We start from the raw sequence: 16,044 nt of genomic DNA, 5'->3' as shown, positions 1-16,044 counted from the left end.
CTCAAACCTATGAATAACAAGGGCTACAAGGCGGTTTGTGTCATGAATAGCAATCAACACGCCTAACGAGAAAAATTTGTACACACTGTTTGTACACTCGCAACAATGACACATCAAAAACCACAATGACGAACCCTTTAAATTCATAAACTTATAAACAAAAAACTAGAGATGATCGCATTTATTCCGCTTTTGTAATGTCGAAACCAAAGTACCAAAAGCAGGAAGTACTTTCTTCATCAAACCCAGTAAACACAAGGCCTACAGCCAGATTTGTGTCATGGAATTTTCACCAAAGGCCTCTAAAACGGAATTTGTACTCAAGTTTGTACACACTTTCCGAGGTTACGCTTGAACATCATTGAAAAGCAAAGAAACGAGAAAAAGACAAAAAGCCTTTAAATTCAGTACGTAGAGATGTGATTGTGGTGTGCAATGAAAGGTGGTTTTAAGCGTTGAAAGGCTGGGCGGCATCAGGGTGGGAGATGATCGCAAAGGTGCGTCGTTTATTAATTTCGGTAGTTAAATTAGACATGTAAGCTGCTTTTAGTCATAACAAAGCGCACTTAACTGCCTTATAAATTATAAAGCTCGGTGCGCACTGTAAAAATAAAATAGAATTGCCAAGTATTATACCTTGTTTGTCTTAGCCAAAAAAGCAGCGATTGTAAGTAATTATTCGCCTTTCGTTGAGGATTTTTGTTGTTCACTTTTTTGCTAAGCTTGTGTAATCAAGTTGTAACGCATACTATTGATAAATTGCACGGAGGGATATCAATTTAGGTCATGAAAACCAGTAAGCTCAGTATTCGATTATTATGGTATATCACACCATTAGTGATCTTACCTTTGTTGTTTTTAGGTGGCTTTACGTTAACCAATGTGACCAATTCAACAAAAAAACAAGCTGAGCTGATTGTCAGTCGCTTTGTTGAGCAACAGCAGCAAAAAATCTTCAATTACATTGACTCATTTCATTCGATTACCCGGTTGCTTTCGACCTCCCCTGTATTGGCAGACTTTTTAGCCCGCGAACCTGAATCAAAAAATCAATACATTGAACGCCTTGGCGAATTAATGAATGTATTTGCAAGCTATTCAGAAGCTTACCCTGATATAGTAAGCATTAACTATGTTGCCCCTGATGGTAAAAGCGATGCATTTTATTCAAGTCAATTAACCCCTGCGCCGAAAAGTTACCCGTTTTTTGATCAAGTACTACAATCAAATTTGCGCCAACAGCAATTTATGATCTCCAAAGAAGATGGCTCGACTAGCCTGTACTTTGTGCACCCAATTTATAATATCGATTACTACTTAAAACAGCCGCAGCAACTAGGGTTTATTGTTGTCCATGTTGAACCATCGATACTAAACGCCAGTATTTTAGAAGCGCCATTTAATAACACTCTAAATTTGTTTTTGACTACTAAAGGGCAAATTTTATTTAGCTCAGACTATGACCTACGCGGCAGTTACCTAAGTGAATACGAGCTTGAACAAATTAAGAGTTTGGCCGACTACGGCAAACTAGCCAGTATTGAGCTGTCGAGTATCGATAAAGAAGAGCGCATTATCTACGCGGTACAAATGACTGACGGTGATTATTTTATCTCAACCACTCCCAAAGATTTGTTGTATCAATCAGGTAAAGCCATCAGCTTAATTACTGCGTTAATTGTAATTATTTCAGTTATTTCACTACCTATTTTGATCTACATTGTGGTGCGAAACTTACTCCTCACCCCAGTCGAATTATTAGGTGCTGCAAGCCATCGGGTGGGTGATGGTGATTTATCTGTGTACTTGCCTGCCCATACAAACGATGAAGTAGGCGTGCTTTTCAACGACTTTAACCACATGGTGAACCAAATTCGTCATTACCAAGATGAGCTTGAAGAATATAAGCATCACCTAGAAGAAAAAGTAGAAAGTCGTACCAAAGCACTCGAAGCAATGAATAGCAAGCTAGAAGTGGCAATTGCCCAAGCTGAGCAAGCAAACCAACTGAAAAGCCGTTTTTTAGCGAATATGAGTCATGAAATTCGTACTCCACTAACCGCAATAATGGGCTTTACAGAGCAGCTCCTACACAACAAAGATGCGGTGAATGATGAGCAGCATTTAAGTACTATTTTACGTAACTCTAAGCACTTGCTTGAGCTCATCAATAACATTCTTGATTTATCAAAAATTGAGGCTGAAAAACTGGCTGTTGAACGCGGCCCATGCAATGTGGTGCAGCTTATTCATGATATTGATTCGATTATTCGCCCGCTGGCTAATGAGAAGCAACTGGCGTTTAATATCAACTACAAGCTACCAATACCCAAAACCATTAATAGCGATACCACACGCTTAAAACAAATCTTAATCAATATTGCCAGCAATGCGGTTAAGTTCACTGAGAAAGGCAGTATCTCGATTGATATTAGCTACAACAGCGAAAAACAGCATTTACAATTTGCGATTCAAGATACTGGTATTGGTATGTCAGAGCGCGAAGTTGAGCGGGTATTTAAACCGTTTGAACAAGCAGATGCGACGACAACTCGCCGCTTTGGTGGTACGGGTCTTGGCTTGTGTATATCGAAGAACTTAGCCCAACTGCTAGGTGGTGATGTACAGCTTATTAGTGAACCTGGAAACGGCAGTTGTTTTACCGTACAAGTTGCTGCTCACTTAAATGCCGAACAGCTTAAGTACGAATCCTTTATTCATAGCTATGAGCAATTATCGCCAAGTAAAGACGTTCAGCTTTCATTCGCGGCAAACAGTTTTGATGCCAACATACTAGTGGCCGAAGATAATCCAGATAACCAGTTGCTGATCAAACTACTATTACAAACTTGGGGTCTTGAGCCTGACATCGCGAAAAATGGTGCTGAAGCAGTAGAAATGGCATTAGTTAATGATTATCAGTTGATCATCATGGATATGCAGATGCCTGTCATGGGTGGCTTAGAAGCAACGCAAATGCTACGTCACGCAGCCTATGATGGCCCTATCATTGCGCTTACGGCCAATGTAATGAAAACCGATGTTGATACCTATATTGAAGCGGGCTGTGATGAAGCACTCGCCAAACCAATCGACAAAGATGCTCTAGAGCAAGTGCTTGTAAGCTACTTACACATTGAAAAAGACAGTCAAAACAAGTGGGAAAACTTACTGAAAAGTGAAAAGTTCCAACAAATTAACGACAACTATCGCTCAAAATTACCTGATTATTTAAGCCAAGTCGTGCAGTTGTATCGCGCTAAAGAATGGGAAGCGCTCCGCTCATTAGCACACAGCTTAAAAGGCAGTGCGGGGTGTTTTAGTTTTGAGGCCATTCATAAGACCGCCGGCCAGCTTGAAAATGCGCTACGCAGTAATCAAACTGAGCAGGTGGAGCAATGCTACGATGCACTTATCGATGCCCTTGAAGAAGCATCTTAAAGGCTAAAGCTCATTCCCATTAAAATAGCGTCTTCGTTGCCTGTCGCGGTTGGATAGTAGTTCTTGCGCACCGACATATGTGAAAAGCCAGCGCTTTCATACAGGCCAATAGCAGGAGCATTCGACTCACGTACTTCTAAGAATAGGTTTTCGGCTTGGTGCTGCTCGCCGTGCTCAATAAATGCATTTAACAACTGCTTAGCAATGCCCTGCCCTTGGTACTTTGGCGCAACACAAATATCCATTAAAGTGTAATCTGGGCCCGCTTGTTCACCGATATAAAAACCTAGCATCTCATCACCTTGAAAAGCAGCTAAGTTAAAATAACGCCCAGCTAAACACGACAGCATGGTTTTCTCTGTCCACGGGTGACTATGACAGGCGTTTTCGATAGCCATTAACTGGCTAATATAGGTTGTATCTACAGGTTTAAAGCTTATCAAGTTGTTCACCGATTAAAGACCAAAGTTGTTTTTTCTGTTCGCCATTAAGCTTATCGCTTGGTAAGCCTAAGCAGCCCTCTTGCCAGCTAATACTCGTTGCTTTAACGATTTGGGTAATAACTAACGGCGCAAATGCTTTTTCGAGGTCTTGGTGAAACTGTAACGGTAGCGTAAGTGTTTCTTGTTGAGTGTTTGGTATCTGTTCGCCAGAAGTATCAGGCGCAGTTCGATAGTGTTGATTCAGCTCTAAAGATTGTACAGAGAATATCGCAGCGTAACTTGGATTCATAACAACTCAATCATGATTAAGAGCAAGTAATATAGGGAGATTTGCGATTAAAGTAAAGAAGGAAGAAATGGCAGGGGCGGAGAGATTCGAACTCCCAACCGTCGGTTTTGGAGACCGCTGTTCTACCAATTGGAACTACGCCCCTGCAATGACGACGAATTATATAGAGCTTTTTTCAAAGGTAAAGTAAAAAAACACAGTTTTTAGTTTAACTGCTTCTTAAATAAACAAAACGGCGAATTAGCAAGCTAATTCGCCGTTTTTGTACCAATTCAGGTCAAAATAATAAAATTATTCCCACTCGATTGTTGCCGGTGGCTTACCTGAAATATCGTAAACAACACGTGAGATACCATCGATTTCGTTGATGATACGGTTAGAAACCACACCTAAGAACTCATAAGGTAAGTGTGACCAACGTGCCGTCATAAAGTCGATTGTTTCTACACAACGTAGCGATACAACCCAGTCGTATTTACGCGCATCACCCATTACACCTACCGATTTAACTGGTAAGAATACAGTGAAGGCTTGACTTACTTTGTGGTAAAGCTCAGCTTTGTGTAGCTCTTCGATGAAGATAGCATCTGCGCGACGTAGTAAGTCACAGTACTCTTTCTTGATTTCACCAAGTACACGAACACCTAAACCAGGACCCGGGAATGGGTGACGGTAAAGCATGTCGTATGGTAGACCAAGCTCAAGACCAATTTTACGTACTTCATCTTTGAATAGCTCACGTAACGGCTCAACAAGACCCATTTCCATGTCGTCTGGTAAACCACCTACGTTATGGTGAGACTTGATTACGTGTGCTTTACCTGTTGCTGATGCAGCAGATTCGATTACGTCTGGGTAGATAGTACCTTGACCTAACCATTTAGCGCTTTTCAGCTTTTTAGCTTGCTCGTCAAATACTTTAATGAAGGTATGACCAATCGCTTTACGCTTATCTTCTGGGTCTGACTTACCTGCTAAGTCTGCTAAGAATTGATCTTCAGCATCTACTTTAACAATGTTTAGGCCAAACTTGTTGCCGAACATGTCCATAACTTGCTGACCTTCGTTTAAACGAAGAAGACCGTTATCAACGAATACACACGTTAGCTTGTCGCCGATTGCACGGTGAATAAGCATGGCAACTACAGATGAATCAACACCACCTGATAAACCTAGGATAACTTCGTCATCACCTACAGTTTCCTTAATACGCTCAATAGCATCGTCGATGATTTTAGCTGGTGTCCATAGCTTTTCACAGCCACAGATATCAATCGCAAAGCGCTCAAGTAAGCGTAAACCTTGGTGAGTATGAGTTACTTCTGGGTGGAATTGTACACCGTAAAAACGTTTTTCTTCCCAAGACATTGCCGCATGTGGACATGTTGAAGTTTTAGCTGTTGTTTTGAAAGTCTCTGGTACTTCCATCACTTTATCGCCATGGCTCATCCAAACGTCAAGTACGCCTGCACCGCCGTCAGTAATGTGGTCTTCGATAGCATCGAATAACGCACAGTTACCTACTTTTTCAACTTGCGCATAACCAAACTCTTTCTTATCAGAGCTGTGTACACTACCACCTAGTTGCGTTGCCATTGTTTGCATGCCGTAACAAATACCAAGTACTGGAACGCCTGCGTTAAATACATACTCAGGAGCACGTGGGCTGTTTTCAAGTGTTGTAGACTCAGGGCCTCCCGACAAAATAATACCTTGCGGATTAAATTCGCGGATTTGCTCTTCAGTTACATCCCATGCCCATAGCTCACAGTAAACACCAATCTCACGTATACGACGTGCGATTAACTGTGTGTATTGCGAACCAAAATCTAAAATGAGAATTCGTGAATCGTGAATGTCTTTGCTCATGGAGTATCTCGTTAGTCAGGAACTGCTCTCCCAAAGGGAGATGATCAATAAATTAGGGCTAGCAGATGCTAGCCCATGTAATTTCAATACCTTAAGGTAATTAACCTAAGCGGTAGTTTGGCGCTTCTTTAGTGATTTGCACATCGTGAACGTGTGACTCACCCATACCAGCAGAAGTTACGCGAACAAATTGAGGTTTAGTATTTAACTCTTCAATTGTTGCACAGCCTGTTAAGCCCATTGCACTGCGTAGACCACCCACTTGCTGGTGAATGATTGTCGCGATAGGACCTTTATAAGCAACACGGCCTTCGATACCTTCAGGAACAAGCTTGTCTGCTTCGTTCGATTTTTGGAAGTAACGGTCTGATGAACCTTCTTTTTGGTCCATCGCACCAAGGCTACCCATACCGCGGTATGATTTGTAGTAACGACCTTGATATAGCTCAACTTCACCCGGTGCTTCTTCAGTACCGGCTAACATTGAACCCACCATTACACATGATGCACCGGCAACAAGTGCTTTTACGATGTCACCAGAGAAACGGATACCACCGTCAGCAATAACAGGAATATCACGGCCTTTTAAGCCTTCAACTGCGTCAGAAATAGCAGTGATTTGTGGAACACCACAACCTGTTACGATACGAGTAGTACAGATAGAACCAGGGCCGATACCAACTTTAACAGCATCAACACCCGCGTCAGCAAGGGCAATCGCGCCTTCAGCTGTTGCAACGTTACCTGCTACGATTTGTAGATCTGGGTATGCTTGACGTGTTTGTGCAACACGGTCGATAACACCTTGTGAGTGGCCATGTGATGTATCGATAAGTAATACGTCAACACCTGCTTCAACAAGTGCTGCGATACGCTCATCAGTACCCGCGCCAACACCAACAGCTGCACCTACACGTAGACGACCTTGCTCGTCTTTACATGCATGCGGCTTGTCTTGTGCTTTTTGATAATCTTTTACAGTGATCATGCCTTTCAATTTAAATGCATCATCAACTACGAGAATTTTTTCGATACGGTGCTCGTGCATTAGACCTAAGATTTCATCACGGTCTGCACCTTCTTTAACAGTCACTAACGATTCTTTTTTCGTCATTACTGTAGAAACAGGTTGCTCAAGTTTCGTTTCAAAACGCATATCACGGCTTGTCACAATACCAACAAGGTTATTGTCAGCGTCGGTTACAGGGAAACCTGAAAAACCTTTGTCTTCTGAAAGCGCGATAGCATCAGCAATTGTAAGATCCGCAGTCACAGTAACAGGGAAAGAAACAATGCCCGCTTCGTAAGTTTTAACTTTACGAACGTTTTTAGCTTGCTCTTCAATTGTCATGTTTTTGTGGATGAAACCTAAACCGCCCTCTTGCGCTAAAGCAATCGCTAAGCGTGCTTCTGTTACAGTATCCATAGATGCTGAAACTAGCGGCAAGTTAAGATTGATACCACGCGTTAAGCGAGTTGAAATATTTGCCGTGTGTGGCAAAACAGTAGAATGACCTGGTACTAAAAGTACGTCGTCAAAGGTAAGAGCTTCTTTAGCGATTCTTAGCATAGTGCAACTTCTCACATGTGGATCTGAGTATAAGGAATTGCGGCCAAATTTTATCAGCGTTGCGGGCACGAGTAAATAAAATTATTCATTTATTTGTGTTAAAGTACACAGAGAATTTTTTACTGGGGTTTTTAATGGCTTTTACGCACTCAACACAGCCTGTTTACACGGTCTCGCGCCTAAATAAGGAAATTCGCCATGTTTTAGAACAAGGCTTCTCATCGCTTATCTTAAATGGTGAAATTTCTAACTTTATAGCCCCTGCATCTGGACACTGGTATTTCACTTTAAAAGACGACCGAGCACAGGTTAAAGCGGCTATGTGGCGCGGCAATAATCGCGGCCAAACTTTTCGCCCGAGCAATGGTGCACAAGTAACCGTGCGTGCCCGCGTATCTTTGTATGAACCCCGTGGTGATTATCAGCTGATTGTTGAGCATATGGCCCCTGCGGGTGAAGGCTTATTAAAACAAGAATTTGATGCGCTAAAAATGCGTTTAGCTGCCGAAGGCCTATTTAGCTCAGCCCACAAAAAACCATTACCAACCAATATTAATCGCGTTGGGGTGATCACTTCAGCCACTGGTGCGGCTATACGCGATATTCTTACTGTACTTAAACGCCGTGCTCCGCAGCTTGAAGTCGTGATTTACCCAGCTATGGTGCAAGGTGCAGATGCACACAGCCAATTAATAGAAAAAATAAACATCGCCAATCAGCGTAACGAAGTAGATGTGCTTATATTAGGTCGCGGTGGTGGTTCACTAGAAGATTTGTGGTGTTTTAACCATGAGCAACTAGCTCGCGCTATTTTTGAAAGTCGCTTACCTATTGTTAGCGCTGTTGGTCACGAGGTCGATACCACAATTAGTGATTATGTTGCCGATATTCGCGCCGCAACACCTTCTGCAGCCGCAGAGCTAGTTAGTCCAAATACCGAAGAGCTACATAACAAAGTTACGCAGTTAGTTAGGCACTTAAATCATGCCTTTAAACACGCTTTAGCTGTAAAACGCAGTACTGCCACTCAATTTGAGCATCGCTTGCAGCTGTGCCATCCGCGGAATCAACTCAACCAACAAGCACAAAAGTTAGATGAGCTTAGTTTGGCATTACATGGCGCGATGAGTAGTAAAATCCAGCGGTATGAGCGAGTACTTGCTAACTTAACACCACGCTTAATGCAACGCTCACCCGAAAAGCAGCTAGCCAAAAGCGAGCATCAGCTGGCGCAATTACATGCAAGGCTTACACAGGCTATGCAACAACAGCTTTCAGGCTCTCGAAATCAGCTTTCTTTACAAGCGAGCCGCTTAGACTCTGTGAGTCCGCTCAGTGTGTTAGCACGTGGTTACAGCATTACTAAAAACCAACAAGGTGGCGTAGTAAAATCGGTTAACGATGTAAGTTCTGGTGAGCTTATAACTACCGAGCTTGCTGATGGTCAACTGCAATCAAAAGTTGTATAAAATTACTGCGTGCTTGCGATGATTGTAAGACTATCGTCACTTGAGGTGGTGGAGGTAAATTTAAATTGCTTCCACCAGCTTTGTTCCACCATTTTATCGGTCATGTTACGCCAATAATGGCTTGGCAAATCATCAACATCCTCTGGTTGCAATAGTTTAAACTGACACACAGAGCTTTTGCATCTAGAGATACTCAATTCTGGCAGCGCTGGTAAGTCTGCCATAATTAAAAAATCGCTCATGGCTGTTTCAACTTGGTAAGCCCACGCCTCATCACGAGATTGCTCTTCTAGCAAGGTATAAAGTTCCTCTAGATGTGAGTTGATTTGCTGCGGAGGCATCGCACTTAAACGATAACTGGCAATCACCGCTTGTTGGTTTTCGACTTGTAACTTTAACTCTGCTATTTGTTGCTCAAGCTCGCTTTTGCTATCAGCTACTAAACTATCTGAATTAACTTCAGCGACTTGTTTATTAATAACAGGCGCTTTAGCAGTGGCTTGCTGCTTTGGTGCTTGAACTATTTGTTCTTCAACAAATTCTTGCTGATAAGTGTGTGGCTGTTGTAGCGGGTTTGATTGAAAAAGTGACATAGCGACAGCGCCACAAATAAATGACGCTGTAACAGCTAATCCGAAGGATAATTTAGACAATTCCATTGCTCTTTTATAGTGTAAAACTACAACATAGCACTGGTGTGGGAGGCATTACTAGCGGTAGTCGTACCATCGTCTAAAAAGTTTTGGTTCATGCTTTCTGCTGGACAGGGGCAGCTCGGTTTGCCGACCACTTTAGCAGGCACACCAACCACAGTAGTGTGTGCAGGAACCGCACTTAACACGACAGAGTTTGCACCAATACGCGCCCCCTCACCTACTTCGATATTACCCAGTACTTTAGCGCCTGCGCCAATCAATACACCTGCGCGAATTTTCGGATGGCGGTCACCTTGTTCATTACCTGTACCACCTAAGGTTACAGATTGTAGAATCGATACGTTATCTTCAATAACTGCTGTTTCACCAATTACAATCCCAGTTGCATGGTCAAACATAATACCATGACCAACTTTACAAGCAGGATGGATGTCAACGCCAAATACTTCTGAGGTTCTGCTCTGAATGAAGCGAGCAAGCTCTTTTCGGTTTTGTTGCCATAAACAATTTGCGAGTCGGTGTGCTTGTATTGCATGGAAGCCTTTAAGGTTCAAAATAACAGTTAAGTAACTATCGGCCGCAGGGTCGCGATCTTTAACTGCTTTTATGTCATGAGCTACATGCGTCAGCATTAGGTCACATTTAACAAAGGCTTGGTCGAATAATTCACGGATAGTAAATGCTGATACCACCGCATCTGCAAGTTTATTTGCAACAATAAAGCTCAGCGCCGAACCTAAGCATTCATGATTTAACACACACGAATAAACGTGACTTGCTAAAAGCGGTTCACGGGAAACGACTTCGTTTGCTTCATCTCGAAGCTTTTGCCAAATTTCATGACGCATAATTTTGCCTTTCTGGTTGTACCTAACTGCTAAGCCTTAAGTTTAACGGATTTGTAGCAAGATGTACTAACCCGTTGTTTATTTGTTCTGGTTATATCTAATAACCAGAGTAACAATACCTATTTTTACTCTTTTAACTGTGCTTTTTAGCCAATCGCATATGACAGTAGCAAATTCTAATACCAGCCGAGAAACTTAATTAAAGTGCTTATTTTTCAATAACAAAACAGATATGACATCTTGCCTGTCATATGCCAAAATAGGCACTGGCATATCGCTGACGGCGTAAAAAACAAAAATAATCATTAAATTTACATCATCAACTTAACAAGGAAACGATGATGAAAAACGACGTACTAAACTCACATAAACTAGGTTATAAATTTTACTTTCAAGATGGTGACAACCAAATCGCATGCTTTGGTCATATCATGAGCGGTAAAGAGAAAGTATATGTAAACGACGAATTGGTAAGTGAAAAGCGCAGCTTCGGCTTTAAAAGTCATCATGACTTTAGCTACCAAGGTAATGCTTATGCAGTCAAATTCGAGATGAAAAATATACTCACAGGCAAGCTTGAATGTTCGTTTTATAAAGCTGACAAATTAGTTAAACAGAGCACACAAACCTCACTTACTGATAATCCAAAACAAGTGGCTTTGGTTACCCTGGGCTGTTTTATTGGTGGCGCAATATTTGGTTACGCAGTCGTTACTTTTATTGAACCATTTCTTGGGAAGTAAGTAATGCAGCTGAACCCTAACACAATAAAAGCACTTAGACTTAAATTCGATTGGACGCAGCAGCAACTGGCCGATGCCTGTGATGTAAGCCTACGTACCATTCAACGAGTTGAAAAAGAAGGTGCGGCATCAAAAGAAACCACCATGAGCCTATGTGCAGTGTTTGAAGTACGCCAAGGTGAGCTTATTAAGCTCGATGACGGAGTACCAGAACAAAGCACAACACACGCAGTGAGTAAGCAAAATCTCGCTGCAATCGTAGCGGCTTCTTCGTTTGTGAGTTTTGCCCTTGGTATGGCAACGGTATTTGTTATTTTTTAGGAGTGAAAGATGACCAAAGAACAACGCGGCCACGCCACACTGTTAGGCTTTGTAATAGCAATTATGTTATTTGCGCTAGGTGTTAAAATTGGCGCAATGTTTTAGCATTTCTCAGCGTATAAATAAAATATAACTGTCAAAACCGAACGTTAAGCAAGGTGTTGGCAGTTTTTACATATCCCCCCCGAAAAAATCTTTAGATATCTACTTTCAAATAAGAAAACTGTAGATAAAAGGTAATTGCTTATTAATTGTTTTTTCTGTTGATTACAATGAAAACCCAGCATTTGTTGCTAATCTTAAAAAAGTGGCAATGGCTAGGAACAAATGTGGTTGAATCAAAAGAGTTTCTAAAATCAATACTCGATACGATCTCAGAGCATATTGTGGTAATTAATGACCTCGGTGATATCGAGTTTGTGAATCGCAGTTGGCAGACATTTGGCGATGAGAATAATTGCCAGTGTAATACCCGGTGGGAAGATCAAAACTACCTTGCTATTTGCAAATCAGCTGCTGCTAATGGCGATGAGTTTGGTATAAAAGCCTACGCTGGAATAAACCAAGTTATTAATCAACAACTCGCAGAGTTTTACCTCGAATACCCTTGCCATAGTGATACCGAAAGCCGCTGGTTTATGATGCGCGCAGTGCCTTTAAAACTTGGCACAACAGGTTATGTTGTGATCAGCCACTTAAATATTACTGAACGAAAATTCGCTGAGCAGCAAGTGCAAGAACTTGCCCGTATTGACGGCCTAACACAAATTGCTAACCGACGTCATTTTGATGATTTTTATGAGCAAGAGTGGAGTCGCTGTGCCCGCTTAAAGCACCCCTTGTCGTTAGCCATGATTGACCTTGATAAGTTTAAGTCTCTTAACGACAACTTTGGTCACCTCGTGGGTGATAAATGCTTAATAGAGGTAGCAAAATTTTTGCCTGAATTTACTCGTAGGCCCGGTGACTTGTGTGCTAGGTACGGCGGTGAAGAATTTGTGCTGGTACTCGGTAATACACAAAGCCAACAAGCACAAAGACTAGTCACGCGCTTAATAGACGCGCTCAGTGAGTTACAATTACCAGAGCTTGCCGGTCATCCCTTGACGGTTAGTATTGGTTTAGCAACTATCTACCCTAGTAGCTGTGATGATGCCATGTTACTCATTGAAATGGCTGATAGCGCGCTTTATCAAGCAAAAGAAGCTGGCCGAAATCAGCTTGTGGTTGCTGATAACATCGAGCCATTAAACATAGAAAAATGCCCCTAATAAGGGGCATTAATTAGAGTCTGTTTATCTAGTTATTATTGAAATACTTTTTCGACATCAAGTACTGCAATATTTTTCGCTGGTATTGCAAGCTTATAGTCAGCAATCACTTTATCTTCAGCAACAAGTTCTGCTGGTTTTTCAGCGTTATACACCATAGGTGATGTTTGCTCTGAGACTAGACGTTTTTGCATGTCTTTGCCATCACCCGTAATAAACACATAGTGAATATTCTCTGTTTGCAGGTTATCGCGAATAACACGGTTAACATCATCAAGGGTTAGCTTTTCAAGCTTGCCGCGCACATAGTCAACAAAGCTCTCAGTGTTATAGAACTCACTATCAAGCGCATAGCCTAACTGGCGATCTTGGCTTGCAACCATTTGCGGCACAAAGTTAATTAAGAAGTTACGAGTCGCTTCAAAATCTTCTTTGCTGATGCCATTTTTAATGAGCTTATCAAGCTCAAATAATGCCGTACGCGTTGCGAAGTGCGCATCGTTATTAGAACGAAGCGGACGTAACCACACTTGGAAAATTTGCTCTGAACGACCTAAGTTAGCATCAGGTTTAGTTTGGAACATACCACGTGGGAAGTATTCAATGTATGCGTAGTCACCATAGTTCATACCACGGGTTTGACGAATGCGCTGATACAAGAAGCTGTTTGAGCTGCGGTGTTCGCCAAAGTAAGAGCGCACTAACCAAAGTGCGGTCCAGTCATCGCTACTACGAATTGTATCGATTGGGAAACCAAATGATACAGCGGTAGATTGCGCTGATTTTTCAACAATCGTTGCATGATGACCTATAAGTTCTGGCGCATCAGGGATCGTTAAGCGGCTTTCTTTACCTTGTGGAAGCGATGTTAAATCTTTCATCATTGTCGATTTAACATCACCCGGAATAGCACCAATTAGACCCACTGTTAACTTAGATTGAGTAAACTGGTTAGCATAAAACACTTTAACATCATCAAGTGTCAACGCTTCAAGGTCTGATAAATCGCCATAATTATAGCTTTCATACGGATGGCCTTTATAAAGCTGATGATATAGCACTTCTTTACCTAGCTCTTCGTCATTTGACGCTTTCAGACCTGCTTTAATGCTATCAATAAGCTCTTTTTTCAGACGCTTGAAATCATCTTCTCTAAAGCCAGGGTTTAACAACTGGTCGCTAACAAGTGCATACCACTGCGCGGCATTGTCTTTATGTACACGGCCGCGTAGTGAAATCATCTCTTTATCGATTTGATAGCCAAAACTTCCCGCCAGTGGGTATAGCGCTTTTTGAATATCTTTATAGCTCATAGTTTCTGAGCCACCTTGCGCTAGCATCGCAGCAGTGAGTGCCGCTAAGCCTTTTTTGCCATGTGGATCAGCTGCTGCGCCGGTATTAAATAACCAGTTCACATCAACCAGTGGTGAGCTATTGGTTTTATCAAGTACTTTAAAGTGACGTTCTGTTGGGGCTTGCTCGATACTGGCAACCAAGGCATTTAAGTCAACTTCTTGCTCAAAACCAGCCACTTTATCAAGCGCCGACATTGTCACCGTGGTACGGCTTGGATCAACAAAGTACTTGTTTGCTACCGCTTTGATATCTTCAGGGGTGATGCTATCAGCTGTGGCGTAAAGCTGGTTAATCACCTCTGGGTCGCGCTCAAAGTGCATGTAGCTTGCAAGTGTTGAGGCAATTGACTGTGATGAATCAAGACCATTGATAAAGCTGTATTTTAAGTTAGATTTTAAATCAGCTAACTTTTGTGCATCAACCAACTCAGTACGCGCTTGTGCATAGGTACGGTTAATCGCATCACGGGCTTTCGCAAGATCCGCTTCGTTTTCGACTTTTACAAACACATGTAATAAACCCGGATCTTTAGTATCTGGGTTATAGGTAAACATTTGGCTGGCAATTTGTTTATCAACAACAAGCTCTTGATAAAGTGCCGAGTTGTTAGAGAAATACAGCTGTGAGATCAAATCAAGCGCGGCACGGTCTTTTTGAGTAGGATCCCATGCAGTGCCTTTATATGACACAAGCAACCAATGGCCTGGTAAACCATCATTTTTCTCATGTACATATTTTGCTGCTTGTTGCTTTGGTTCAACAGGAATATCTGCTTGGTAATCGCCTTTTTTCCAGTTACCCCAATGCTTTTTCACCATTGCCATGGTCTCTTGTGGATCAACATCACCAACAATGACTAAAGATACGTACTCAGGTTTATAAAATTTTGCGAAAAACTCTTTACCATACGCCATTTGATCAGGCATGGCTTCAATGTCTTCGAAAAAGCCCATGGTGGTGTGCTTGTAGGTATGCTTTTCGAATGCTTCGTTACGAACCGCAGAAAGTAACTTGCGAATTGGGCTGGCATTATTCTTTAAATATTCACCTTTTACAGTCAGCGCTTCGGTGCGGAATTGCTCTTCACTGTAAGTCAGGTTTTGGAAAATATCAGCTTCAATTTCGAGTACTTTATCTAAGTGCTCTTTTGAGAAGTTTAAGTGATAGTTAGTGTAATCGTTGGTCGTATACGCGCGATTATCAACACCCGAGTTCTTTAAAATATCTGAATACACATCTTGCGGGAATTTTTCAGAGCCTTTAAACATCATGTGCTCAAAGAAGTGCGCAAAACCGGTTTTACCTGCTTCAACCTCATTACGTGAACCAACAGATACCGGAATTTGCAGTGACACAACATCTGGGTAATCAGTTTTTACTACCATTACGCGAAGGCCATTTTCAAGCTCTTCTAATAGGTAATCTTGGCTAAATACACGGTTATCATCTTGGCTTACTTGCTGCTCAATTTCGACTTCTTTAACCATAGTTGACTGTGAGTTACTTGCGCAGCCACTTAAAGCAAGTGTTACAGCAACACTGGTTGCTAATAATCTAAATTTCATAATGTTCCCTTGTTAGTTATTTTTCTCATAATCATTGCTGCTTGATTATGCATCAAAGCGCCAGAAAATATGAGGGTCAGAGCAACAAATTATGTAAACAGGTGTGTCAATTTTGCGAAACGCTCAGCTTTAAACTTGAGTAAAATTCATAGTCATTGAAAAACTTTCAAGAGAAAAATCTATCTAGACGTCTAAATGGCTGC

The 16,044-nt window shown here is 41.8% G+C and carries 12 protein-coding genes and 1 tRNA gene; 5 read left to right on the top strand and 8 right to left on the bottom strand.

Annotation, left to right across the window (positions count from 1 at the left end; all coding sequences use genetic code 11):
- Positions 1–786: 786 nt before the first annotated feature.
- Positions 787–3,441, top strand: a complete 2,655-nt coding sequence (locus KQP93_RS04000; RefSeq protein WP_217875978.1) for a hybrid sensor histidine kinase/response regulator — start codon at positions 787–789, stop codon at positions 3,439–3,441.
- Here the strand turns inward: KQP93_RS04000 and rimI are convergent.
- The 5 genes from rimI to guaB form a co-directional block, all read right to left on the bottom strand.
- Positions 3,438–3,884 carry a ribosomal protein S18-alanine N-acetyltransferase gene (gene rimI, locus KQP93_RS03995; protein ID WP_217875976.1) on the bottom strand — a complete coding sequence of 149 codons (447 nt, stop codon included), beginning with the start codon at positions 3,882–3,884 and terminating at the stop codon, positions 3,438–3,440. The two genes, KQP93_RS04000 and rimI, sit on opposite strands and share 4 nt — an antisense overlap.
- On the bottom strand, positions 3,871–4,173 hold the full coding sequence (locus KQP93_RS03990; RefSeq protein ID WP_054551229.1) for a hypothetical protein: 303 nt from the start codon (positions 4,171–4,173) through the stop codon (positions 3,871–3,873). The genes rimI and KQP93_RS03990 overlap by 14 nt, the downstream gene beginning before the upstream one ends.
- A 68-nt stretch (positions 4,174–4,241) precedes the next feature.
- Positions 4,242–4,318, bottom strand: a tRNA-Trp gene (locus KQP93_RS03985).
- A gap of 146 nt (positions 4,319–4,464) precedes the next feature.
- Positions 4,465–6,042 carry a glutamine-hydrolyzing GMP synthase gene (gene guaA / locus KQP93_RS03980; protein WP_054551226.1) on the bottom strand — a complete coding sequence of 526 codons (1,578 nt, stop codon included), beginning with the start codon at positions 6,040–6,042 and terminating at the stop codon, positions 4,465–4,467.
- 100 nt (positions 6,043–6,142) lie between these two features.
- Positions 6,143–7,612, bottom strand: a complete 1,470-nt coding sequence (guaB, locus tag KQP93_RS03975) for an IMP dehydrogenase (protein WP_054551225.1) — start codon at positions 7,610–7,612, stop codon at positions 6,143–6,145.
- Between the two features lie 134 nt (positions 7,613–7,746).
- Here guaB and xseA point away from each other — a divergent pair, with 134 nt between their 5' ends.
- Entirely contained in the window at positions 7,747–9,081 is a 1,335-nt protein-coding gene (gene xseA, locus KQP93_RS03970; RefSeq protein WP_217875973.1) for an exodeoxyribonuclease VII large subunit, read from the top strand.
- 2 nt (positions 9,082–9,083) lie between these two features.
- Here xseA and KQP93_RS03965 read toward each other — a convergent pair whose 3' ends face one another.
- Positions 9,084–9,674 carry a hypothetical protein gene (locus tag KQP93_RS03965; RefSeq protein ID WP_217875972.1) on the bottom strand — a complete coding sequence of 197 codons (591 nt, stop codon included), beginning with the start codon at positions 9,672–9,674 and terminating at the stop codon, positions 9,084–9,086.
- A gap of 86 nt (positions 9,675–9,760) precedes the next feature.
- Positions 9,761–10,585, bottom strand: coding sequence for a serine O-acetyltransferase (gene cysE / locus KQP93_RS03960; protein ID WP_054560835.1), 825 nt, complete (start codon positions 10,583–10,585; stop codon positions 9,761–9,763).
- A gap of 341 nt (positions 10,586–10,926) precedes the next feature.
- Here cysE and KQP93_RS03955 point away from each other — a divergent pair, with 341 nt between their 5' ends.
- From KQP93_RS03955 to KQP93_RS03945, 3 genes are all read left to right on the top strand, one after another.
- The gene (locus KQP93_RS03955; protein WP_217875970.1) at positions 10,927–11,328 is read left to right on the top strand and encodes a hypothetical protein; all 402 of its coding nucleotides are present in this window, start codon (positions 10,927–10,929) and stop codon (positions 11,326–11,328) included.
- Positions 11,329–11,331: 3 nt separating this feature from the next.
- A complete protein-coding gene (locus KQP93_RS03950) occupies positions 11,332–11,649 on the top strand; it encodes a helix-turn-helix transcriptional regulator (protein ID WP_217875967.1) in 318 nt (105 codons plus the stop codon).
- 329 nt (positions 11,650–11,978) lie between these two features.
- Positions 11,979–12,920, top strand: a complete 942-nt coding sequence (locus tag KQP93_RS03945) for a sensor domain-containing diguanylate cyclase (protein ID WP_217875965.1) — start codon at positions 11,979–11,981, stop codon at positions 12,918–12,920.
- A gap of 35 nt (positions 12,921–12,955) precedes the next feature.
- On the opposite strand, the gene KQP93_RS03940 is transcribed toward KQP93_RS03945, so the two are convergent.
- Entirely contained in the window at positions 12,956–15,841 is a 2,886-nt protein-coding gene (locus KQP93_RS03940) for a M16 family metallopeptidase (RefSeq protein ID WP_217875963.1), read from the bottom strand.
- Between the last annotated feature and the right edge of the window lie 203 nt (positions 15,842–16,044).

Origin of the sequence: Pseudoalteromonas shioyasakiensis, from assembly GCF_019134595.1 — a bacterium.
GTDB classification, from domain to species: Bacteria; Pseudomonadota; Gammaproteobacteria; order Enterobacterales; family Alteromonadaceae; genus Pseudoalteromonas; species Pseudoalteromonas shioyasakiensis_A.
The sequence above is the reverse complement of the archived record's forward strand: the minus strand, read 5'-3'. Positions and strand labels throughout refer to the sequence as shown.